Raw genomic sequence first — 24343 nt, forward strand, 5'->3', positions numbered from 1 at the left:
GCTCGCCGTGGCTGCCGATACCGCTCCGCTCGAACAGATCAAAAAGACATCCGGTCACGCCGCCTGCCCGAGCTGTGGCGCAGCGGAGACCGACCTGTTCTATGCGCTCGATAATGTACCAACCAATTCCTGTATCCTGTTTTCGACGAAGGAAGAGGCGCTGGCCTGCAAGACCGGCGAGATGCGGCTTTGCCACTGTCCTGATTGCGGCTTCATTTTCAATGCAGCCTTTACGCAGGAGCTGACAGAATATTCCGGGCGCTATGAAGAAACGCAGGGCTTCTCGCCGACTTTCTCGAAGTTCCACACCAATCTCGCCAAGCGGCTGATTGAACGTCATGACATCCACGGCCGCAACGTCATGGAAATCGGCTGCGGCAAGGGTGAGTTTCTGGTTCTACTCTCTCAGCTCGGCGAGAATACCGGCATTGGCGTCGATCCGAGTGCCATTCCAGAGCGGCTGGAAGGGGTCGAGGGCGCTGAGCGGGTTACATTGATCCCGGAATATTTCGACCCATCCCATTGCGCGCGCGAGCCTGATTTCCTGTGCTGCAAGATGACGCTTGAGCACATCACCAATACTGCCCAGTTCATCCGCCAGATCCGTGATGGGCTTACCGAAGGCGGTGGAACGACCGTCTTCTTCCAGATCCCGGAATCTCTACGTATCCTGCGACACTGCGCTTTCGAGGACATCTATTACGAGCATTGCTCCTACTTCACGCCGGGCTCGCTGGGACGCCTCTTCCGGTCGTGCGGATTCCGCGTGACGGATATCTCCACCGAGTATGATGACCAGTATCTGACCATTGAGGCCGTACCTGGTTTTGGCGGCGAAATGCTGGAGATCGAGGATGACCTCGACGAAATTGCCTCTCTTGTCGAAACCTTCCCCAAACGGGTCGAGGCGGCAAAGCATGACTGGCAGGGCGTCGTCGACGCCGCGAAAGGGCGGGGAGAAACGGTTCTCCTCTGGGGTTCCGGTTCCAAGGCTGTCTCTTTCCTCACCTCACTCGGTCTCGGCGACAAGGTCGATCATGTCACCGATATCAACCCGAACCGGCACAATCACTACATGCCGGGCACGGGCCAACGCATCGTGCCGCCCGCCGAACTGGCCGAGATAAAACCGGATCTCGTCATCGTCATGAACCGCATCTACGAGGATGAGATCACCGCCGACCTGAAGGCGCTCGGCCTTTCGCCGACGATCAAGTGTCTGTGAACCGGACGACCCTAATTCGACTTGCAGGTCTCGCGGCTTTCGCGCTCATCATCCTGGCGCTTGCCATGCTGCCCGGCTGGCGTCATCCGCTCGGCGACAAGACCGAACACATCATGGCATTTGCCGCGATGACCATTCTGTGTCTGCGCTCACGCACCTTTCTGGCGCGCATGGAATTCCTGCTTCCGATTATGGTCTCAGGCGCGATTGCGATCGAAGTCCTCCAGCAGGTCTTCTCCGCCTCGCGCACAGCAAGCATGAGCGATGTTTCCGCGTCGCTTATCGGCATCATTGCCGGCATTGTCGTGTCACAGATGAAAGGCCGGTCATTCGCTGTGGCGCTGATCGGCCTCTGCGGCTTCGCGCTGGCCATGAACTGGGCAATCAATACCGGCCGCTATGAACTGATCGGCATGTTCCACCACGCCTGAGCAGGGATGCCTCGCGCCAGGAAAAAAGCCCGCCCGGTGCTATGCCAGGCGGGCTTCAATCGTTGGACCGGCGCCTAGCTGCCGAAGCGAATCTTCGCCCGGACACCGATCGTGCGCGGTGGCCCCAGCGTCGCATAGTGCGTGCGAACGGTGACTGGATCGCCATTCTCGTCCGACACGATCTGGTTAGATAGCGGCGTGCCGACAATGCCCGTCTCGATGTATTCATCGAACAGATTGTTCACGTAGAAGGACACTGACCAGTCTTCCGCCTGATAGGTCGCCTTGGCATTGGCCACCCCATAAGAAGGGATGCTCACGGAAGATCCGCGCCCGCCGGTTCGGGTCAGAACGTCGTCCTGCCAGGCGTAGCTTGCATCGAAGAGAAGGCTGTTGCCGTTCTCGAGCGGGACTTCATATTTGCCGAAGACAGAGAACTGGCTCTCAGGTGATCCCGGAAGTCGGTCACCCACTTCACCGTCTTCAAAAGCTGTATCAAAGCCCGGCGGGGTGATCGTACGGATCAGAAAGGGCACATCCTCCGTCAGCTCGGTCTTGGCATATGAATATGTGCCCCGAAGGTTGAACTGGTCGGTGACCCGCCAGCTGCCCTGCAGCTCGACACCCTTCGATTCCGCGCCAGCGGCGTTGACGGTTATCGGGATATTGGCGTTGACCGTTGCGGAGGCGACCTGCGGATCGGTCCATTCGACATAGAAGACTGCCCCGTTGAGGATCAGATCTCCACCAAGCCAGGCCGTCTTTGCACCAATCTCGTAGTTGCGCGTCTTGTCCGGACCGAACTGGCGTTCGTCGAACTGGGCGATGTCTTCAGGGTTTGGACCATATTGCTGTCCCGGTGCAAGAGCGCACGCGCCTTGATTGGCTGTAGAATCGAACGCTCCACAAGCACCGATGCCGTTCGAAGCACCAGTGCGATATCCTTCCGAAACCGTGAAATAGGCAAGAAAGTCGTCCGTCACGTCGTAGGCAACATTGAACTTATAGAGGAAGCCATCGTCTTCCTGTGTCAAAAACGGATCGTAGGGCAGTCCCTTAATCTGATTGAGGGAAATAGATTCGAAATCCAATGGCTCGAAGAGCGGGAAGAAAACCGTTGTGGTATTCGGTTCATCCGGATCGCCTGACGGGTAGTATCGCTCGGTAATGGCGCCATCGAGCAATTCATACTCATAGTAGCGTCCGCCTACCGTGACTGTCAGCTTGTCGGTAAATTCGTATCCAACCTCCCCGAACAGTGCCGATTCCGTGAGCTCATTATGGCCGATCGAAAAATATTCGAGCGCATCCGGCCGCGGCGTCACAAAGCCAGCATAGTCAGGATAGCCGGGCGTAAACTCCTTTGACGTAGCAACTGACTCTTGCTGAGAATAAAATCCGCCCACAATCCAGTTGAACCTGCTGTCTGTGGTCGAAACCAGCCGTAGTTCCTGAGTGAACGTTTCCGTCTCGCCGACCTCGTGAGTGAACGACCCAAATGCCGGGAAAAGCTCATAGGAATATTCCAGCGAGACCAGAAGGTCGTTCTGGTCGCGCTGGCCGTCATCCTCAAACTTGGAAAACCCAGTGGCTGACGTAAGCTCCGCAAAGCCGAGATCGGCCACGACCTCAAGCGCCAGAAGTTCGTTGCTGATCTCGTTCGGCTCAGGAACGCGTTTGCCGTTTTCGAAAGCACCGGCCGAGAAGATTTCAGGTCCGGCACCAGGATAAGTCGCCCGCTGCGATGAAATCCGGCGCCCGCCAACATCCACATCCTGGAAGTAATAGGTCAGCGTGCCATCAATCCAGTCCACCGGCATCCAGCGGGCAGCAAACCGGCCAGACACAGCTTCCTCGGTATCGATGTCCTCTGCGCTGCGCAGATTGGCGCTTACATCCGCCGGGTCGGAGAAATCCGGGTCCGGATTGGAAACACCGATTTCGCGCAGCAGATAGGGCTGATCCACGAAACCGGAATCGTCGAGATAATCGATTGAGCCACGGATAGCGAAGCGGTCACCGATACTGTGGTTGAAGGTAAAGCCCGTGTCATAGGACAGGCTGTCGGCTTCAGAATACTGGTAGATGTCCGTGCGCGCCTCGAGCATGGTCTCGTCGAATTGCGGCTTCACCGGAATGTAGCGGATGGCGCCGGCCAGCGTGCCTGCCCCATAGAGCGTGCCCTGCGGCCCTAGCAGCACCTCGACGCGCTCCATGTCATTGAGTTTGAGATCAATGAAGAGCGGAACCTCGCCGAGATAGGTGGCGACTGTCCCACCACCGCTATTGTCACCATCGCCCGATCCGATCGGATCGGCATTCAGGCCACGAACGATGATCGGGTTACCCTGACGGGCGCCACGGTCAACGATGTTGATGCCTGGAACGAAAGCGATGAGGTCGGAGAGTTCGTCTAGTCCCTGCTCTTCAATTTGCGCGGCCCCGACGGCGGCAACATTGATGGGTACATCCTGCACTGTTCCGGCACGGCGGGTCGCGGTGACCGTCACCACGTCCTGACGGGCAACTTCATCCTCGCCATCTGTCTCCTGCGCCATTGCAGGGGATGCGAGCCCTCCCGCACCGAGGGCAAGCACACTCGCTCCCAAAAGCCAACTTGTCTTCATTTTGGACCTCCTCCTAAACTCGAAGCAGGTGAGAGCCTTCCGCAGGCTAATGTGTCATCCCAATCAATTTTGGGACTCTGACCGGAATTCTGCCCTTGTGAACTGAATGTGACATTTGTAGTGAAGGAGTGATCAATTTCTGGACAGCAAATGCCCTCTTCCCCGCTCTCTCAAGCGCGAATCTTGCTCGCAAAGCAGGCATATCGGGAGGCTCATGCCCTATGCCTGCAGGCACTGCAGCAGGACCCGGACCTCGGCGAGCCTTATGTCCTGTTAGGTGTCGTTGCTGCCGACCACCACAATCATGCAAAGGCGATCGATCTTTATGATCGTGCACTTGCCCTGGATGCGGAGCCTGCGGAAACTCTTGCCCAAAAAGCGCGCAGCTTGATTGCGCTCAATCGACGAGACCAGGCGCTCGCCTGCGTGAAAGACGCCGCAACCTACCAGCCCACTAGCGCCAGCACGTTAGACATGATCGGAGTGGTCTTCAGCAGAGCTGGACTGCATGCCCTTGCGCTGCCCTGGTATGAAAAGGCTGTCGCCGCTGCACCGCAGTCAGCACATCATCACTACAACCTTGCGGTCGCGCTTCAATTCGTCGGGCAGATGGACGGAGCGCGCGAGGCTTATGAAAAGTGTCTCTCTCTGGCCCCCACCGATACGCGCGCTCTGACAGGGCTCGTCCAGGTCTCTCGCCAGACCTTTGACGGCAACCATTTGGACCGCCTCGAAGCAGCCTACCGCGAGATTTCAAAACGCCCGCCTGAGCAGGCCGCCGATGCTCTCCTGCATATCTGCCACGCAATCGGCAAAACGCTCGAGGACCTTGGACGCCCTGCCAAAGCTATGGACTGGTTCGCGCGCGGCAAGGCCGCCAAACGCGCCACGCTCGACTACAGTTTCGCCCAGGATCAAGCGCTGTTCACCGCTGCAATAGCGACGACAGATCACGAGCTCGCCGAGGGGGTTGAGCCGAGCGCCCCAATCTTCATCGTTGGCCTGCCGCGCACGGGCACAACACTGGTTGATCGCATCCTGTCGAGTCACCCGGACATCACCTCGGCAGGCGAGCTGAGCGACTTCGCCCTTTGCCTGAAGCGCCAATTGAACACCCCGTCGCGATTTGTTCTGGACGCGGAAACACTCACATCATCGTCTCGCGCCGATATGGGCACCCTTGGCAGAGACTATATCCGGCAGGTCCGCGCTACACTCGGTATACAGGGGCGCTTTATCGACAAAATGCCGCTCAACGCCTTCTATGTACCCCTGATGCTGAAGGCGCTTCCAAAGGCACGCGTCATCTGCCTGCGCCGCCATCCACTGGATACCGTGCTCTCGAATTACCGCCAGCTCTTTGCGACCAGCTTTTCCTATTACAATTACGCGCTCGATCTGGAAACCGCGGCCAGATATTATGCCGGGTTTGACCGCATGATCGCGCACTTTCGCGATACGCTGCCTTCCGACCGGTTCACCGAGGTTCATTACGAAGGAATTATCGCCAACCAGGAAGGTGAGACCCGCCGCCTGCTGGCCTTCTGCGGCCTGGAATTCGATCCGGCCTGCCTCTCCTTCCATGAAAATGCGGCACCCGTCGCAACAGCAAGTTCGGTACAGGTCCGCAAGCCGCTCTATTCATCCTCGCTTGGGCGGTGGCGGAAGGTTGCCGAACAGCTCGCGCCTGCCATCGCTATCCTCCAGGAGGCCGGCCTGCTTGAGGAATCCGATATCGAAAGCTGACGAGCCAAACCCTTGATCCGTATCCTGCAGGCTCTACGGATGACTGGAGGCAGCAAGACGTTACAAGGACGGCGGATGGCGGCACGGCGCAAACGATTTCAGGCAGGCCCCGGCACACTGGTCGCCGCTGCCTTTATCGGCCCCGGCACGGTAACGACGTGCACTCTCGCTGGCGCGAATTTTGGTTTCGCGCTGGTCTGGGCACTGATCTTTGCGACCATCTCGACCATCATCCTGCAGGACATGTCTGCCCGTCTCGGAGCAGGCGCGCGACTTGGCCTTGGTGAAGCGCTCATCAAGTCAGCTCCCGGCTCGCTTGGGACGGCAATCGCCGGTGGCCTGATTATCGCCGCGCTCGCCATTGGCAACGCCGCCTATGAGAGCGGCAATATCGTCGGCGGCGTCCTGGGCGTGGAAGCGATGACAGGCGAAGGCGCACGGAGGCTCCTTATCCTGACCATCGCCGTTACAGCGTCCGCCATTCTGCTGATCGGACGTTACAAACCGATTGAGCGCATCCTCGTCGTCCTTGTTCTGATCATGTCAGCCGCCTTCGCGCTCGCGGCCATTCTCGTGCGGCCTGATCCCCTGAATCTTCTAAGCGGCCTCTGGCCGACCATCCCCGAAAACGGTTTGCTGACGACGATCGCGCTGATCGGCACCACAATCGTACCGTACAATCTCTTCCTTCACGCAGCAGCGGCGCGCCAGCGCTGGAATGACGACCCGACCAGCGTAACAGATGCGCGCCGGGAATCGGCCGTCTCCATCGGCGTCGGAGGCCTTGTGTCGATCCTGATCCTGTCGACCGCCGCTTCCAGTCTTTTCGCCATGGGGATCGATGTCTCCAGCGCCCGGGACATGGCGCTCGCCATCGAGCCCGCCTTTGGCCCGTCCGCGAGATACCTCATCGGCGCAGGCCTGTTTGCCGCCGGGCTGACCTCAGCGGTTACCGCCCCCATGGCGACCGCCTACGCGCTGAATGAACTGATACCGGGAAAGGATGTCTCAAAGTCGGCCACGCGCTTCCGTATCATCGCGCTGGCCGTCGTCGCAATCGGGGCAGGCATCGCGCTCACTGGCGTCAAGGCGGTGTCCTTGATTCTCATTGCGCAGGCTGCCAATGGCCTGCTGCTTCCGATCATCGCTGTCTTCCTGCTTTACGTCATGAACCGCCGTAACCTTCTTGGGGACCATGCCAATGGCCAGCTGGCCAACATGGCTGGCGGCCTGGTTGTGCTGGTTGCAGCGATCCTCGGCGCGCGAGGTATCTGGCGGGCCATAGAGACGGGGCTGTCCTCTCTATGAGCGCAACGTCACCAGGGGCGATGAAGCCGGGCTGGCAGTTCTGGGTCGATCGCGGCGGGACGTTCACCGACATCATCGCCCGCAAGCCGGATGGGTCGTTCGAGATTACAAAGCTCCTGAGCGAGAATCCGGGCGTTTATGAAGATGCTGCGCTGGCCGGTATTGAGCGGCTCATGAAGGATGCCGATCACGCCATCTACGACCCCAGCCAGATCAGCGATGTCCGTATCGGAACCACCGTGGCAACCAATGCCCTTCTCGAACACAAGGGCGCACCGACGCTGTTCGTCGTGACGAAGGGTTTCGCCGACCTTCTGCGCATCGGCCGGCAATCCCGGCCCGACATTTTCGCCCTGAATATCCGCAAACCCGACCCGCTCTACGATATGGTCCGTGAAGTAGAGGCACGCCTGAGTCTTGATGGCGAATGGCTCGCGCCGCTTGATGTGGAAGCCGCGCGGCGGATGTTTTCAGATGCCCGGCAGGCAGGCGCGCAATCCTGCGCCATCGCGATGATGAATGCCTGGAAGTTCCCCGACCTGGAGCAATTTCTCGGTGAGCTGGCGCGTGAGGTGGGGTTCTCCCATGTGACCCTCAGTCACCAGGCGGACCCGTTAGTCGGCTATGTCGCCCGCGCCGCAACCGGTGTGGCAGACGCCTATCTATCCCCGGTTCTCCACCAGTACGTCCACCAGGTCCGCCAAGCCCTCGGCATGGCACCTCTGCGCTTCATGCAGTCGAATGGCGGTCTTGCGGAAGCAGACAGCTTTCAGGGCAAGGATGCCGTTCTCTCCGGCCCGGCTGGTGGCGTTGTGGGCTCGGCACGCAGCGCGCTTGCGCTCGGTCATGACAGGGTAATCGGCTTCGACATGGGCGGCACCTCCACCGATATCTCCGTTTACGAAGGCGCATTCGAGCGGGTGACGGAAGCCGAGGTGGCCGGGACGCCGCTAAGGGTTCCGATGATGGACATCCACACCGTGGCAGCTGGCGGCGGCTCGATCATCCGCTTCGAACAGGGCCGTCTGCAGGTCGGGCCGCATAGCGCCGGGGCCGATCCCGGCCCGTGCGCCTATCGCCGTGGCGGCCCCCTGACGGTGACGGACGCGAACGTGCTGCTCGGGCGCATACAGCCGGACTATTTCCCGGCCGTCTTCGGTCCAGGCCAGGATAAGCGGCTGGATGCAGCGGCTGTCGAAAGCGCCTTCGGGTCTCTCGCCAACAAGGTCCAGGCTGAAAGTCAGGAGCCACGGTCGGCCCAGGAAATCGGCGATGGCGCGCTGCGCATCGCCGTGGCGAACATGGCGCAGGCGATCCGTAAGGTGACGCTGGAAAAGGGACGCGACACAGAGGGCTTCGTCCTACAGGCCTTCGGGGGTGCCGGGGGCCAGCATGCCTGTCTGGTCGCGGCTGAGCTCGATATCAATACGGTGCTTATCCATCCCTTTTCGGGCGTTCTGTCGGCTCTGGGCATCGGTCTGGCTGACGAGATCGATATCCGCCGTGGATCTGTAGAGGCCGTTCTGGATACTGATGGCGTTGAATCCGCAAAGACAAGCCTCGAGACGCTGAAGACTGCCCAGGACAATCGGCTCGGGTCTGACGCTGAGGACCAGCTCGAATGGTCGCCAAGCGCAGCCCTTCGTTATGAGGGAACGGACACAACAATCGATGTCCCCTTTTCCGCGGCAGATCAGATGCGCGCCACCTTCGAGGTGAGCCATGAGCGCCAGTTCGGCTTCAAGACGCCAGACCGCGCCATCGTCATCCAGAGCGTCACCAGTGAACTGCGCCGTCCCGGCAGCGACGCCACACTTGGTGCGCTTGCCTCGCGCCAGGAGGGCAAACCGGACCCTGTTGCCGAAGCCGATGTCTGGTTCGAGGGCAAGCGAACGAAAACGCCGGTCTTCGACCGTCCCACGCTTCTTTCTGGCGACCGGATCGAAGGTCCGGCCCTCATCATCGAGGAGACACAGACAACTGTGGTCGATCCCGGCTGGGAGGTCGAGGTGGCGCAGCGGGGCGACCTCATCCTCACCCGGACAAAGGCGAAAGCACGCGGCGATATTGCAGCGCACGAAACGCCAGACCCTGTCCTGCTCGAGCTATTCAACAACATGTTCATGGCCATCGCCGAACGGATGGGCGCGGTCCTCCGCGACACGGCGACGAGTGTGAACATCAAGGAACGGCTCGACTTTTCCTGTGCCCTGTTCGATGCCGATGGCCGGTTGCTCGCGAACGCACCACACATGCCGGTCCATCTCGGTGCGATGGGAGAAAGCGTGCGCACGGTGTTGAAGACGCGCGGTCCGAGCCTGAAGCCCGGGGACATGATTGCGCTGAACAACCCGTTCAATGGGGGCACGCACCTGCCGGATGTGACCGTAATTTCCCCCGTTTTCGACGAAACGGGCACCCAGATCCGATTCTTTGTCGGCAATCGCGGGCATCACGCGGATATTGGTGGGAAAACTCCCGGCTCCACCCCGCCGTATGCACGCACGCTCGAAGAGGAAGGCGTGGTGATCGACGACTTCCTGCTTCGCAGTGGCGGTGATTTCCGGGAGGCCGCATTCCGGGACCTTCTGGCGGACGCGGCCTACCCCGCCCGCAACCCCGACGCCAATGTATCCGACATTCGCGCGCAGATCGCCGCAAATGAAGCCGGCGCGCGTGATGTTGAGGTAATGATCGCGCGCTATGGCTGGCCCGGCGTCTCGGCCTATGCCGGTCACGTCATGGACAATGCCGAGGAAAGCGTGCGGCGCGTCATCGACCGGCTGAGCGATGGTGAGATGCAGGTCGAAACCGATGATGGCTTGCCGCTCAGGGTTGCCATCACGGTCGACCGCGCCAGCCGCTCGGCGCGCATCGACTTTGCCGGAACCGGCGCCCAGCGGCCCGGCAATTTCAACGCGCCACCCGTGGTGACACGCTCCGCCGTGCTTTACGTGTTTCGCTGCCTCGTCGCGGATGACCTGCCGCTCAATGAAGGCTGTATGCGGCCGCTGGAGCTTGTCATTCCGGAAGGCTCCTTCCTGTCGCCCTCGCCCGGCAGCGCCGTGGTGGCGGGTAACACTGAAGTCAGCCAGGCCGTCTGCAATGTGCTGTTTGGTGCTCTGGGAGCGGTCGCTGCGGCCCAGGGGACGATGAACAATTTCCTCTGCGGGAACGACACCTACCAGTATTACGAAACGATCTGTGGCGGGGCGGGCGCCGGGCCAGACTTTAACGGGGCATCAGGCGTCCATACGCACATGACGAATACCCGCATCACAGATCCGGAAATCCTGGAACTGCGCTATCCGCTGTGCGTGAAACGCTTCTCTCTGCGGCGCGGCTCTGGCGGGGCGGGCGCCCATGACGGCGGCGATGGTGTCGTTCGCGAAATCGAGGCGCTGAGCGAAACAATGGTGACGCTGGTCTCGTCTGCGCGCGAGGTTCCACCCTTCGGTCTTGAGGGGGGAAAGCCCGGCGCAACCGGCCAGCAATGGATCACCCGCCAAGGCGGCGGGCGGGAAGAGCTGGCCGGTATTGCCAGCGTCACACTGCAAACCGGCGACACGATTACCATTGAGACTCCGGGCGGTGGCGGTTACGGGCGTGCAGAGGACTAGTCCGAAAGGAAGCACGCTCTGATCAGGATCCGCCAATTCACCGATGGCCCAGCCGGGCTCCAGCCGTTCGACCTTTCGGATCGCGGCCTGCTGCTGGCCGACGGCGTTTTCGATACGTCACGGGTCGTCGATGGCCGCATCGTGCTGATGGAGGCCCATATCGAGCGTCTTCAGAACGATGCGGCCGCCCTCGGAATCGAGGTGGATCTGGAAACGTTGCGTCGCTTTGCGCTTGAAGCGATCCCCGATGACGAAGCCGGCGCCTTGCGTCTGACCGTAACGCGTGGCCCGGGCCCTCGTGGCGTTGCCCCCAATGCTCTTGGAATGCCAACATTGATCTCGAAATTCGACCCGGGCGCGCCAGCCCTTCCCCTGCCCCCTACGCGTCTCATGACGAGCGACATCTGGCGCAATCCAACGGCACCGTCCTCACGCCGGAAGACGCTCGCCTACACCGACGCTGTAATCGGCACCCAGCGGGCGCGCGAGGCGGGGTTTGACGACGCGCTATACCTCACCCCGCAAGGACATGCGGCCTGCACCTCCATCGCGAACATCTTTGCCCGCTTTGATAATGCTCTCGTCACCCCACCGCTGGAGGATGGTGTGGTCAACGGCATCATGCGCGACTGGCTCATTCGCGAGGCGGGCAATAACGGTTTCAACGTCAGCGTGGCTTCGTTGTCGATCGACGCCCTTCACTCAGCCGACGCGATCTACCTGACCAACAGCCTGCAACTTGTCCGCGCAACCGAAAGCCTTGATGAGACCGCTTTCAACACGACTTTACCCGAGCCGCTCCTAGACGCCTGTCGGGCCCTCCTGAAAGAAGCCTGAACGCAGCTTCTCCGGTTTGCATTAGAGAACCCGCTTAATCACTTGTCGTGCAACGCACGCGTAAGGATATTGACGGCGTGAGACGGCTACTGCAGTTTAGTTAGGTCAAACAGAATGAAAGCCCTGTCGAAGACAGATCGCAACAACGCTTGGGAATACTTGTTTACTGAGCCGAAAAGACAGCACCGCTAAAAATAAATATTCTAGGCAAGCCAGCGAGGGGCGCTAATGGCTGGACAGTCGAGGGGACAATTCTTCAGGCACTATCCCGACCCTGCATTTCTCTGCGATATCCAGACCCTCCAGATCACCGCGGCAAATCACGCGGCCTGCAGGCTGTATGGGTACGCCGTGGACGACTTCTGTGCGCTCAGCGTTTCGGATCTCGCATCAACACCCGAGCGTGACGAATGGCACCAGGCCGTAAGGTCCGGATCGGCCTCAGTTGTTACACATAACCTCTGGAAGCATGTGACCCGGTCGGGTGAGCTAATCCTTGTGCGGGCCACCCTCTCCGACTTTGAGAATGGGTGTGGCCTATCAAGGTTGCTCTCAATCGTGGACCTCTCCCGCCACCTGCATGATGACGGCAAGCTACAGCCTCACATCCCTTCCAAACCTGCCGCTACGAACTCCCAAGGGACCGAAGATCGCCAGCCGGCGGTCGACCGCTTCAACATGATTACGCAGGCCACCCGGGACGTCGTCTGGGAGTGGGATCTTTCCACCAGTACGGTGTGGCGCAGCGAGAACTATGAGAACGAATACGGTCACGCGCCCGAGCCCGAAAATTCAGGGCCGGAAGGCATCCATATCCATGACGAGGATCGCGAGCGTATTCTGTCTAGCCTGCGGACATTTCTGAAGGGCAACACTGATCTCTGGTCAGAAGAATACCGGTTCATGGCCGCTGATGGAGAAGTAAAATGGGTCTCCGACAGGGCCATGGCAGATCGCGGGCCTGATGGAGAAGCCCAGCGTATCATCGGGCTGATGACGGACATCACCACAAGCAGGCTTCGGGAAGAACGGATTAAACGCGCTGAGCGGCTTGAATCCCTTGGCGAACTGACAGGTGGCATTGCGCATGATTTCAACAATCTGCTGACAGTGCTTCTGGGTACCAGCGAGCGATTGGCTGACCGCTTGCCGGAAGGTCAGTTGAAAGAGATGGCTGAATTATCGTTATCAGCCTGCGAAAGCGGTTCTGAGCTCGTCAAACGGCTGCTGGCCTTTGCCAGACGCCAATCCCTCCTGCCTACAGCTGTCGACCTTGGCGAACGCCTTAGCGAGACAGCTCCCTTGCTGCAGTGTTCACTGACTGAGTCCATCGCTCTCGACCTGATTTCCGGACCGGACCTGGAACAGGCAACGCTGGACGTCGCTCAGTTCGATACGGCACTTCTCAATCTCTGCCTCAACGCGAAGGATGCGATGCCACAGGGCGGCAACATTACGATCGAACTGGCAAATGTGACGCTAAACAGTTCATGCCTTCTCGAAGAGACTGATGTTCAGCCAGGCGCCTATGTCATGGTCGCGGTGAGCGACACCGGTGAGGGTATGGAAGAGCATACGCTGGAGCACGCTTTCGAACCGTTCTTCACAACCAACCCCCCAGGCACCGGATCGGGACTTGGGTTGAGCATGGTATACGGCTTCGTAAAACAGTCCGGTGGGCACATCGCCATCGACTCCCAGAAGGGCAAAGGCACGACGGTCAGAATGTACTTCCCGACGGCTGGAGGATTGCCGAAGACGGTTCGGCAAAAAGAAGAAAATACTCGCGGAGAGCTGCCTGAACTGACCGTCCTCATCGTCGAAGACAATGCCTTCGTCCTTGCCCACGCAAAGCGTTTGCTCAATGAGCTTGGGATGACGACGATCTCGGCTGCGACAGCAGGTGAAGCGCTCGAATTGCTGGAATCGACGCCCCAGATTTCATTCCTCTTCACCGACATTATTTTGCCCGGCGGGATGAACGGTGTCGAACTGGCTGAGGAGGCCCGGATGCTCCGCCCCGGGCTGCCAACACTCTACACGACCGGCTACACCACCAACTCCATCGTGGCGAAAGAGCACCTTGATCCCACCGTTTCGATTTTGCCGAAGCCCTATCGCCGGGCCAACCTCGTGGACAAGATACGCGAAGTGCTTGAGGCGTCCGGAAAAGTCTGAGGACGTCCGGCCTGTCTCTAGTTTCCGAGAACAAGGCGATAGCCTTGTCCGCGCACACTGAGAATTCGCTTTGCGCCATCTTCTCCAAGGATTGTGAGCTTCTTGCGCAGGCGGCCGATATACGTCTCCAGCGCCTTTTCGCCATACCGCCCTTCACGCCCGAAGGCCTTCAGATAGAGGTCTTGCCGCGAGACTACACCGCCATTCGCCTGCGCCAATGCCGTCAGCAAGGCGGCTTCGGCGCCGGTCAGCGCCTGTCGCGTCTCGCCATTGAGAAGCTCACGGCTCGAAGGAAGCAGGATGACATTGCCAATGCGGTGGTCGCGGTCGAGCCGGACCCGTTCACGCGTGCCCTCGACAAGCTTCGTTGCCCTGGCATACAGCTCCTTCATGCCAACAGGCTTCATGACATAATCGTCAGCCCCATCGCTCAGAAGCTCCGCCCTGAACTGGCTGTCACCCCAGGCAGACAGCATTATGACAGGCGTTGATGTAAGCTGGCGAATTTCGGACAGAACCTTGGATCCACTGCCGTCCGGCAATCGAAGGTCAAGTATAATACAATCGAATTCCAGAAGTTGGTTCGAATAGATTATTGGCATGGCTTCAGCGAAACTGTTTGCTGAAGTAATTTCATCTTCCTGATCAGGCCAGCCGAGCCGAATCGTCTGGACGAGAAGCGGTTCGTCATCAATGACCAGTATTTTCATCAATAATCCACTTGAAGCCGTACACGGACTTCTGTGCCGCTCTGGCCCGGATTATGCCGATGCTTGAAGTGAATGAACAGTCGCGGTTGCAGTTGGCTGCGTAGTTTCCGAAACCTGATCCTCCAGCCAGCACTTCAAATCCTCAAGCGCCAGCGGCCGGCTGAATGCGAAGCCCTGCAGGTACTGACAGCCCATGGCCTGCGCTATGGCGGCCTGGGTAGAGTCTTCAATCCCCTCGGCAACCAGTTCAGCGTTGAAGACGCGTGCCAGGTGAATGACGGAGAGGACAACGCGCATCGCACGTTCATCCACTGCAAGGCGGCTGACAAGCGACCGGTCGATCTTCAGCTTGTCGACCTGAAGGTCGAGCAGTGCCCGGAGGTTCGAGTAACCCGTCCCGTAATCATCGAGGGCGATCGACATACCAGCATCCTTGAGTCGCTCCAGCGCCTGCTTTGCGGCTACGAGATCGGAGATGATGTCCGACTCGGTGACCTCGAAACATACCGCATCGCGCCTTATGCCGGTCTGCCCGATCACGTGGATAAGCCGGTCGAGGAACTCCGGGCGGCTCAGCTCCTGGGGCGAAATATTGAGAGAAACAAAGCTGAGCCGTCTGCACTCTACAAGCGTGAGGAGATCCCGGCAGGCTGTTTCCGAAATATGGATATCGAGCGCCGAGATCAGACCACTCTCGGCGGCAATCTCGACGAATTCGTCGGGCGCAACCTCACCAAACACCGGATGGCGCCACCGCGCGAGCACTTCAACACCATACCCCATATTTGCCTGGCAGGGCACAATTGGCTGGTAGACCGGATAAATGTCTCCTGTAACCAGGGCGGCAGGCAAATCCTGCGCAAGGATTGCCCTGCGCTTTGATCGTTCGGCCAGGGCACAGTCATAAAGCTGGATCGTGTCCTTGCCGCGCCGCTTTGCCTCGACCAGGGCCTCATCGGCATGAGCCTTCAGCGCTGCAGCGTCAAAGGCATCATGACCGAAGACAGAAATCCCGGCCGAGCCTGAGAAAGACAGGCGGGTCCCATCGACTTTTGCTGGTGCGAACAATCTCGGCCAAAGCTGCTCGAGCCCCTGAACGAAAGTGTCCGGATGGCCGGGATGACGCACAAGTATTGCAAACTCGTCTCCCCCGACGCGCGCCGCACAACTTACCTGACCAAAGGCTTTCAGCCGCCGCCCCACGATACGCAAAACCTTGTCGCCAACAATGTGGCCATGCGTATCATTGAGCTGCTTGAAGCGGCTGAGGTCGAGATAGGTCAGAATTAGGCAGGCGCCTTCTGCGCCTGCGTGTTCCACTTCATTCTGAAGTTCAAACTCGAGCCCGGCCCGGTTGCGAAGCCCGGTGGGCATATCCGTCATGGCAGCCTTCAACGCCTCAGCACACCGGGTCTCGGCCTTGTGCAGTTTTTGCTCAAGGCGGTTGAGGGTCATGGTGATGCCTCTGCTCACCAGAGGTGAGCCGGGGGATGCTTTCCCGCCCTCTTCGGCGCCAACAGCCTGTGAAGCGGCAAAGAATATCGCGGCGACAGCCTGCTCATTGTTGGCCAGAGCGATACGGAAAAGGTTCATGATTCCGACGGTGCCGGTGACGAACTCGAACTCCTCCATCAGTTCATCCCCGTCGAAGGCCCGCTCAAGCGCTCGAAGGACACGCGCGCGGCAAGGCCGGGAGAGCAGGTCTTCCAGGCTACGGCCTTCGACACGGTAGAGACCGATCTGCTTTCGCGCAGTCTCGTTGGCATGCAGAACCTGGCCCGACGGGGCAATGACCATAAGCCTCGCGCCGATATCGGAGACGTCAATCTTCATGAGACCCTGCACCCGAAACTGCGCCGCTGTGGCGCATACCGCTGGATGAGGCGATCCTCATTCACAAGATAGTTGATCTCGATCATCTGGGAGAGAATGCTTGAGAAGTGGCGCAGCCAGCGAAGCTCCTTCTCGCCGACCGCATGCGGTTTCCGGTCCAGGATGCAAAGCGCCCCGACAGCATGCTGGCCCTGAACGATCACGGGGCTACCGGCGTAAAAACGCACAAAGGGATAACCGGCGACCATTGGGCAGGACCGGAATTCTGCATGCTCGTGCGTATCTCGCACAACAAACAGCCCCGACTGGGCAATCGTGTACTGACAGATGGAATCGGAGCGATCGGTTTCGGTCGTATCCAACCCGAAGCGGGCTTTGATCCACTGCTTGTCCTGATCCACCATGGAGACCATCACCATGGGCACCCGGAAGAAGCGGGCAACGCATTCGACCAGATTTTCGATCGCGGGGTCGCCTGGCGCGCCTACGATGTCGAGCCGGTCAAGGCAGTCCAGCCTCGCCTTCTCCTGCACCGCAGGCAACGGGTCCGGCAAAGGCTCCGGTCTCGAAAATAATTGCATTACGCCCTCCATCCTGGTTCGCATGACTGCTCAGACCCTGGCCGGACTCCTGTCCGCGCCGGTGTATTTGCGTCTGGCAACTTCTTGTCTTGTGCGATGGTATTTTTCAGCCCTCGACAAAGCCGAGACTTGTGCGCGAACGGGTCAAATCCCGGATCACGCTGCATTCCAACTCTTTCCTCGTGGCCATCTGAAGAGCCGATTCCACCAGACGCTCGAGTTCGTCATGCCGGTGACCGCCCCGCTCCAGGCACTCCATGGCGAAGGCCAGTGCTGATCGGCATGATGCAATCGCAACGACATCGTTGGTGCGCAGATTTTCTGACATGCAGCCTCCCGTATATTTATCAGGACGCTCACTCGGATGGTGCTTGACCTGCAGCCAGTTCAAGCTGGCGCAAGGCGACGAACTATCCTCAATCCGGAGATTGTCCTTTCAACCTCCTCGTTAGGGGTTGAACTCCCACCATTCCGTGACCGAAAGGTCTAAAAAGGTCGAAACTCCCATATTGAACGCAGTATTTGGAACAAATACCGCCCTTGAGCTCAATATCCGGAAAACTGTTTCACACAGAACGTGGAATTCAGAATTAATTTCGTCGCTAAATATTTACGCTTGGTTGACCACAGCCCGATGAGACGAGCGTCGGGCAATATTTTTTGCCGCCTGCTCGTCTTCGTCGTGCCATGGCCCTTTTTTACTCGGGCTTGTTCTGCCTGCCTTCGATAAGGCTATCGACAACTTCCGGGTCAGCCAGTGTGGAGGTGTCGCCGAGGGCTGAATAATTGTCTTCGGCGATTTTCCTGAGGATGCGGCGCATGATCTTGCCGGACCGCGTCTTGGGCAGGCCAGGCGCAAACTGGATCAGGTCCGGGCTGGCGATCGGTCCGATCTCATAACGCACATGCTTGATCAGGTCCTTCTTCAAGGCCTCGTCTGCCTCCACGCCAGCAACTGTCGTTACGTAGGCATAGATGCCCTGGCCCTTGATATCGTGCGGATATCCGACGACTGCAGCCTCGGCGACCGCATCATGGGAGACGAGCGCCGACTCGACCTCGGCGGTGCCCATGCGATGGCCTGAAACATTGATCACGTCATCGACACGGCCCGTGATCCAGTAAAAGCCATCCTCGTCCCGTCGGCAGCCATCGCCGGTAAAGTAATTGCCGGGATAGGCGGAGAAATAGGTCTCAACGAAGCGCTGGTGATCGCCATAGACGGTGCGCATCTGGCCGGGCCAGCTTTCGGTGATGATGAGGTTACCGTCAGTCGCCCCTTCCAGGACCTTGCCATCAGCATCGACGAGCTGCGGCACCACACCGAAGAAGGGGTGGCTGCCAGCGCCCGGCTTCATGTCGGTCGCGCCCGGCAGGGGGACGATCATGGTAGCGCCGGTTTCCGTCTGCCACCACGTGTCAATGATCGGGCAGCGGCCTTCACCGACCACATGGAAGTACCACTCCCAGGCTTCCGGATTAATCGGTTCACCGACCGTGCCGAGCAGCCGGAGCGACTTGCGGCTGGTCTTCTCGACCGGCCCGGAGCCTTCCCGCATCAGCGCACGGATCGCGGTCGGTGCGGTGTAGAAGATCGTGACGCCGTGACGATCGCACACCTCCCAGAAACGCGAGGCATCGGGATAGGTCGGCACACCCTCGAACATCACGCTGGTCGTGCCGTTCGCGAGCGGACCGTAGACAATGTAGGTGTGGCCGGTGACCCAGCCGACATCGGCGGAACACCAGAAAACGTCGTCTTCCTTCAAGTCGAACACGTATTCATGCGTCATCGAGGCCCAGACGAGATAGCCGCCGCAGGTGTGCAGGACGCCCTTTGGCTTCCCGGTGGACCCTGAGGTGTAGAGAATGAAGAGCGGGTCTTCGGCATTCATCGGCTCGGGATCGCAGGTATCCGCAACCTCGGCGCCGACCTCGTGCAGCCAGTGGTCACGGCCGTCCTGCATGGAGACGTCGCCCCCGGTGCGCTGGACCACCAGCACTTTTTCGACCATGCCATCGGCAAGCTCGCAGGCCTTGTCGGTGTTCTCCTTCAGCGGAATGGTCCGCCCGCCGCGCACGCCTTCATCGGCAGTGATCACCACTTTCGATTCACAGTCGGTGATGCGCCCTGAAAGGGCCTCGGGTGAGAAGCCGCCGAAGACGACGGAATGGATCGCACCGATGCGCGCGCAGGCGAGCATTGCCATGGCCGCTTCGGGGATCATCGGCATGTAGATCGTGACCCGGTCACCCTTCTTGACGCCCAGATCCTTGAGAACGTTCGAGAAGCGGCAGACGGCATGATAGAGCTGGCGATAGGTCAGCGTATGGGCGTCTTCCGCCTCGTCGCCTTCCCAGACGAGGGCCGGTTTGTCGCCACGCGTCTCCAGGTGGCGGTCGAGGCAGCTCTCGGTCACGTTCAGCGTCCCGTCGCCGAACCACCGGATATGCAGGTCGCCGGTTTCCCAGGAGACGTCCTTCACTTCCGTGAACGGCTCCATCCACTTGATCCGCTTGCCATGCTCGCCCCAGAACCCTTCCGGGTCCTCGACAGACCGGGCGTACATCTCCTTGTACTTTTCGGGCGTAAGATTCGCCTCACGCGCGAAAGCCTCGGGGACAGGATAAATGGTCGAGTGATCGCTCATGGTGTGCTGCGCCTTTTCTCAGGAGTTTCCTCTGGATATCTGCACAACATGACGACGCCGGAGCCCTTTGTGAAGGCCCCGAAAAGGCGTTCCGAAAACAGTCCGGTGACAGTCCGATTCCAGTCCGGTTCTGGCGGGGGCCACAAACCCCCGCCAGCCGTCTCAGTACCAGGCTCTCAGACCGACCAGGAAAACCGCCTCGCCGGACTCGCCGCCGGCGGCTTCGATATAGTCCGCCGTCTCGCCGAAGCTCTGCTGCCATTCGACCCCGATATAGGGGGCGAATTCGCGTTTCACTTCGTAGCGCAGGCGCAGGCCGGCATCGAGGCTGGTCAGGCCGGAACCGGTCTCCAGTTCCGGAATATCCTGAGCAGAGAATGAGGCCTCCACCCGTGGCTGCAGGATCAGTCTCTGGGACAGAAGCAATTCATACTCTGCCTCCACCCTTGCGGTAAGATCACCATCCTCGGACAGGAAAGCGGCAGTGTCTGTCTCAAAGAGGTAGGGGGCGAGCCCCTGGAAACCCGCCACGAGATGGGGACGCCCCTCTGGCTCGAAGTCGTAGCGTATACCGGCCTGGAAATCGAAGTATGGAGAGATCGCCCGTGACCATAAGGCCTGGACTTCCGCCTCCTCGAACTCACCCTCATCGGGGAGGTATTCGAGTTCGGACTTGATCCAGAGCTTGTTGATGTCGCCGCCAATCCAGGCATTGCCATCGAGGAGAAGGACCTCCTCATCGTCAGTGGACTGGAGCTCGAAGCGTTCGGCCTGGAGATAGGTCGTGCGCAGGGCGCCATGATTGTGGAGGACCGCATCGCGGGACCGGGCCATCGCCTCCTCACCCCAGATCGCGTCCGCCTGCGACCAGGGCGCGTCGCCCTCTTCTGCAATGGCGGCGGGTATGACAGCGAGGCCGGCCGCACCGATAAGTACGGAGCGTATCATCATGTCCTGTCTCAATGGTGGCCTCCATGATTGTCTTGGTGATCCATGGAATGGTCCATGTCGTGTGCGGGCTCTTCTGCTCCCTCATAGTGGGAGGCCGGATCGTGGGAGGCGGGCATCGCCTCCATCTCGCCGCCCTTCGGAATGACGGAGACGACATTCATCATCCCGGCATGCATGTGGTAGAGGAGGTGGCAGTGGAAGGCCCAGTCGCCGATGTGCTCGGAGGAGACATCGAAGGCGAGCTTCTCACCCGGTTTGACGATCACAGTGTGCTTGCGCGGGCGATGACCGCCTGCCCCGTTCTCCAGTTCGAAGAACATGCCATGCAGGTGGATCGGATGCGGCATCATCGTGTCGTTGACGAGCTTGAAGCGCACCCGCTCGCCCTCATCAAGGCGGATGGACTCGGTGACTTCGGAGAACTTCACTCCGTTAAACGACCACATATAGCGGTGCATGTTGGAGGTGAGATGGATCTGCACCTCGCGTTCCGGCGGGCGCGTATCCTTGTTTGGCTCAAGTGAGCGGAGGTCTGCATAGGTGAGGACGCGGTGGTCGACATCGTCGAGGCCTATGCCCGGCTCGTCGAGGCGGCTCACCGGCATCATCGCCGTATTGGCGACGCCGGGACCATCGGGATGGTCATGAAGCTGCATGCCATCATCAGTGGCCGCCATGGTCGCCATGCCGTCACCCTTTCCGGCCGTGCGGTGGTCGTCATGGGACATGCCAGACATGTCGTGATCCATGCTTTCCATGTCGTGGCCGTCCATCTTGTGGCCGTCATGCGACATGCCGTCCTTGTCACCGGACTCGTAGGCCATGCCGGCCATGCCATGGTCGCCATGGTCCATGGCCATGTCCTTCATGGTCAGCGTCGGGACAGGCCTGAGGGCCGGCGCTTCGGCGCGCATACCGGGGCGCGGACCAAAGGTCGCGACAGCCTGGCCGGACCGGTCGATCGACTCGGCGACGAAGGCATAGGCGCGCTCGTCCGGCGGAGTGATGACCACGTCATAGGTCTCTGCCACGCCGATCTGGACCTCGTCGGTCTCCACCGGCTGGACGTTCAGTCCATCGGCGGCGACCACGCTCATCGGCAGGCCGGGCATGCGGACATTGAAGATCGACATGGCTGACGCATTGATAATGCGCAGGCGCACGCGCTCACCCGGATTGAAGACGCCATTCCAGTTATCGAGCGTGGAGTGACCATTGATCAGATAAGTGTAGGTCGCGCCCGTCACGTCTGCGAGATCGCGCGGGCTCATCCGCATCGCGCCCCACATGGCGCGCTCCGAAAGCGCATCGCCAAAGCCGTCCCGCCCGGCATCCTCAAGGAAGTCACCCACGGTACGCTGATTGTAATTATAGGTCTCAGCCGAAGCCTTCAGCTTCTCGAAGATGCGGTGGGGATGCTCGAAGCTCCAGTCTGACAGGACGAGCACATATTCCCGGTCATAGGCGACCGGGTCGGCCTCTGCCGGGTCGATGATCAGCGGCCCGTAATGGCCCTGCTGCTCCTGCAGGCCGGAGTGCGAGTGGTACCAGTAGGTACCCGACTGGGGCACGGCGAACTTGTAGCTGAAGGTCTCCCCCGGCGCGATGCCCGGAAAGGCAACGCCCGGCACGCCATCCATATGGAAGGGCACCAGCAGGCCGTGCCAGTGAATGCTGGTATCGGCCTTGAGGCGGTTGGTCACGTTGAGGGTCACCTCAGCGCCTTCGCGAAAGCGGATCAACGGGGCGGGAAGCGTGCCATTGACGCCAACCGCGTGGCCGGCGCGCCCGCCAATACGGACCGGGAACTCGCCGACATCGAGATTGAACTCGGTGCCGCTCAATGTCGGCAGGCCGAGATTGCCATGGGTGGCACTGCGGGCCCAGGCCGGCAGCAGGCTGGTCGCGCCGAGCGCAGCACCAGTCCCGAGCGCCGTCCCCAGGAAGGATCGTCTGTTATACATGGTGAAATCAGGCTTTCATCTTGATCTTTAACGGAAAAACTTGAAGCAACGGACACCCGTGGGCGCCGGACATCCTTCCGAAGGATCAGATGAGCAGGCTGATTTTCTGGTGAGTCAGCGTGGATGGCCTTGGCGGGGCCTCGTCGCCGGGCGGCCAGTGCTGGCGCACAGGCATAACCGGTTGCGGGTCGAGCTGCAGGGCCAGGGGAATGATGAAGACCGGGGCCGGCACCTCATTCGGTGCAAGCCCGGCATCCGGTGTAATGGAAACTCGGTTGAGCAGCGTCTGGGTGCACCCGTCGCAGTCTGCATCGCCATGGTCGTGGGCGGGCGCCGGGTCGGACGTGGCGGCCATCTCATGCGCGCCATGATGGACATGCATCGCCATGCCGGCTGGCGTTTGGGCCACTGGCGCCGAAAGGGTCTCACCCGCACTTGCGGAAAAGACCGCGCAGCCGATCAGGCCGGTGCTGATCAGCACGGCCAGAAAGCTCACGAGCAGGAAGCGAAACGCGTTCGTCATTGCCTGCCGAAAATAGGCAACTGGCGCCGGCACGCAATGCGGCATGTGCGGTTCGACCCATCACAATGTCGGGAAAATCGCCTGGCACGGGCACTAGGACTTGAACCCAGGACCTGCGGTTTTGGAGACCGCCGCTCTACCAGCTGAGCTATACCCGCTCAGGCGAAGCGGTGTAATGCCCGATCAGGGCGCCGAGTGCAACAGGCTCTGCGGGCCGGATGCAGTATCGCGCCGTCTGGCTTGCGGATCAGACGCTCCAGCTGCCCTGTTCCCAGCCGAGCAGCCGGCGCGTCTCTTCGGCATCGAGGCGGAAGGTTTCTTCCAGAAGCGCGCGGTCTTCCGCTTTCATCCGGTCGGAATCAGTGGCGCTGTTGTGGCGGGGCTCGGCCTCGAAGGCGAAGCGGGAGACACCGAGAAAGTCTGTAACCCTGTCCAATTGCGGCTGGGCCTCGTCCGACAGGTCCTCGCTGCGCAGGAAGAGAAGCTGCTCGTCCGGAAACAGGCGTTTGAGATTGCGCACCTGATGGGCATAGAAGCCGCGTGCGAGCTGTGAGCGTTCGCGGTCCTGCTTCGGCAGCGACCGGCGGGCACGCTCTCTTTCCGTGCGGATGACATCGGAGAAATCGGCGCCCTCGCGCTGCAGGCGCCGGTCCATGCGGAAGTGCGACCAGGCGCGCTCGACTGGGTCGCGCAGAAGCATGATGACCTTTATGTCCGGATTGTACGACCAGAGCCGCTCCATCGCGCCAGTCCACCAGGTGAGGATCGGTGTCGCCTCGCCGAGTTTCGCGCCGCGCGCCTGTGCGCCAAAGTCGAACTGGCGATGATAGACGAAATAGTCGAGCGCGCGGATCCCGGTCGGCGGACGCTTGTCGAAGAAGTGCACCTCCTTCTTCTTCGCCATGCTGACATCCGGATGCTGGCGCAGATAGGCATCGAGCGAAGTCGTCCCGCCCTTCTGGACCCCTGCAATCATGAAATCGATACGGTTCGGCATAGGCTCGGTCTCAGCAGATGCGATCGCGGTCAGCAACAAAAAAAGGGCCGTTCCCGGAGGAACGGCCCTTGATGTGGTCAGAGGTGAGGCGGTTGCCTCTTACTCTTTGACGCTGGAGACGACGCCGGCGCCGACGGTGCGGCCGCCTTCGCGGATGGCGA

17 protein-coding genes, 1 tRNA gene and 1 pseudogene are annotated in these 24343 nt (G+C 60.1%); 8 read left to right on the forward strand and 11 right to left on the reverse strand.

Annotation, left to right across the window (positions count from 1 at the left end; translation table 11 throughout):
- The first annotated feature begins 7 nt into the window (after positions 1-7).
- Together Q1K29_RS09740 and Q1K29_RS09745 are read left to right on the forward strand one after the other, a co-directional pair.
- The gene (locus tag Q1K29_RS09740; protein ID WP_300394005.1) at positions 8-1225 is read left to right on the forward strand and encodes a class I SAM-dependent methyltransferase; all 1218 of its coding nucleotides are present in this window, start codon (positions 8-10) and stop codon (positions 1223-1225) included.
- A complete protein-coding gene (locus Q1K29_RS09745) occupies positions 1222-1656 on the forward strand; it encodes a hypothetical protein (protein ID WP_300394008.1) in 435 nt (144 codons plus the stop codon). The genes Q1K29_RS09740 and Q1K29_RS09745 overlap by 4 nt, the downstream gene beginning before the upstream one ends.
- A 74-nt stretch (positions 1657-1730) precedes the next feature.
- Here Q1K29_RS09745 and Q1K29_RS09750 read toward each other — a convergent pair whose 3' ends face one another.
- The gene (locus Q1K29_RS09750; RefSeq protein WP_300394011.1) at positions 1731-4283 is read right to left on the reverse strand and encodes a TonB-dependent receptor; all 2553 of its coding nucleotides are present in this window, start codon (positions 4281-4283) and stop codon (positions 1731-1733) included.
- Between the two features lie 150 nt (positions 4284-4433).
- On the opposite strand from Q1K29_RS09750, the gene Q1K29_RS09755 reads away from it, so the two are divergent.
- From Q1K29_RS09755 to Q1K29_RS09775, 6 genes and pseudogenes are all read left to right on the forward strand, one after another.
- Positions 4434-6029, forward strand: a complete 1596-nt coding sequence (locus Q1K29_RS09755; RefSeq protein WP_300394014.1) for a tetratricopeptide repeat-containing sulfotransferase family protein — start codon at positions 4434-4436, stop codon at positions 6027-6029.
- A gap of 75 nt (positions 6030-6104) precedes the next feature.
- Positions 6105-7337: a divalent metal cation transporter gene (locus Q1K29_RS09760; protein WP_300394017.1), complete on the forward strand. Its 1233-nt coding sequence runs from the start codon at positions 6105-6107 to the stop codon at positions 7335-7337.
- Positions 7334-10957 (forward strand): hydantoinase B/oxoprolinase family protein, encoded by a 3624-nt coding sequence (locus tag Q1K29_RS09765; protein ID WP_300394020.1) that lies wholly within the window; start codon positions 7334-7336, stop codon positions 10955-10957. Before Q1K29_RS09760 ends, Q1K29_RS09765 begins: the two co-directional genes overlap by 4 nt.
- Before the next feature lie 93 nt (positions 10958-11050).
- On the forward strand, positions 11051-11794 hold the full coding sequence (locus Q1K29_RS09770; RefSeq protein WP_300394067.1) for an aminotransferase class IV: 744 nt from the start codon (positions 11051-11053) through the stop codon (positions 11792-11794).
- Positions 11795-12022: 228 nt separating this feature from the next.
- A pseudogene (locus tag Q1K29_RS18490) lies at positions 12023-12352 on the forward strand (PAS domain-containing protein); the annotation flags it as partial.
- Positions 12353-13972, forward strand: a complete 1620-nt coding sequence (locus Q1K29_RS09775) for an ATP-binding protein (RefSeq protein ID WP_300394023.1) — start codon at positions 12353-12355, stop codon at positions 13970-13972. It begins immediately after the preceding pseudogene.
- A gap of 17 nt (positions 13973-13989) precedes the next feature.
- On the opposite strand, the gene Q1K29_RS09780 is transcribed toward Q1K29_RS09775, so the two are convergent.
- The 10 genes from Q1K29_RS09780 to Q1K29_RS09825 all read right to left on the reverse strand — a co-directional run bounded on the left by Q1K29_RS09780 (position 13990) and on the right by Q1K29_RS09825 (position 24182).
- On the reverse strand, positions 13990-14682 hold the full coding sequence (locus Q1K29_RS09780; protein WP_300394026.1) for a response regulator transcription factor: 693 nt from the start codon (positions 14680-14682) through the stop codon (positions 13990-13992).
- Positions 14683-14733: 51 nt separating this feature from the next.
- Entirely contained in the window at positions 14734-16515 is a 1782-nt protein-coding gene (locus Q1K29_RS09785) for an EAL domain-containing protein (RefSeq protein ID WP_300394029.1), read from the reverse strand.
- Complete coding sequence (locus Q1K29_RS09790; protein WP_300394032.1) at positions 16512-17096, reverse strand: GAF domain-containing protein; 585 nt, start codon at positions 17094-17096, stop codon at positions 16512-16514. The genes Q1K29_RS09785 and Q1K29_RS09790 overlap by 4 nt, the downstream gene beginning before the upstream one ends.
- Positions 17097-17202: 106 nt before the next feature.
- Positions 17203-17424: a hypothetical protein gene (locus Q1K29_RS09795; protein WP_300394035.1), complete on the reverse strand. Its 222-nt coding sequence runs from the start codon at positions 17422-17424 to the stop codon at positions 17203-17205.
- Between the two features lie 370 nt (positions 17425-17794).
- Entirely contained in the window at positions 17795-19747 is a 1953-nt protein-coding gene (acs, locus tag Q1K29_RS09800; protein WP_300394037.1) for an acetate--CoA ligase, read from the reverse strand.
- Between the two features lie 162 nt (positions 19748-19909).
- Positions 19910-20698 (reverse strand): copper resistance protein B, encoded by a 789-nt coding sequence (locus tag Q1K29_RS09805; RefSeq protein ID WP_300394040.1) that lies wholly within the window; start codon positions 20696-20698, stop codon positions 19910-19912.
- A gap of 8 nt (positions 20699-20706) precedes the next feature.
- Positions 20707-22662: a copper resistance system multicopper oxidase gene (locus Q1K29_RS09810; RefSeq protein WP_300394043.1), complete on the reverse strand. Its 1956-nt coding sequence runs from the start codon at positions 22660-22662 to the stop codon at positions 20707-20709.
- An 85-nt stretch (positions 22663-22747) separates the two neighbouring features.
- Positions 22748-23185, reverse strand: a complete 438-nt coding sequence (locus tag Q1K29_RS09815; RefSeq protein ID WP_300394045.1) for a hypothetical protein — start codon at positions 23183-23185, stop codon at positions 22748-22750.
- An 82-nt stretch (positions 23186-23267) separates the two neighbouring features.
- Positions 23268-23343, reverse strand: a tRNA-Trp gene (locus Q1K29_RS09820).
- A gap of 89 nt (positions 23344-23432) precedes the next feature.
- The gene (locus Q1K29_RS09825; protein WP_300394048.1) at positions 23433-24182 is read right to left on the reverse strand and encodes a sulfotransferase; all 750 of its coding nucleotides are present in this window, start codon (positions 24180-24182) and stop codon (positions 23433-23435) included.
- Between the last annotated feature and the right edge of the window lie 161 nt (positions 24183-24343).

This window comes from Henriciella sp. (genome assembly GCF_029937755.1).
GTDB lineage: Bacteria > Pseudomonadota > Alphaproteobacteria > Caulobacterales > Hyphomonadaceae > Henriciella.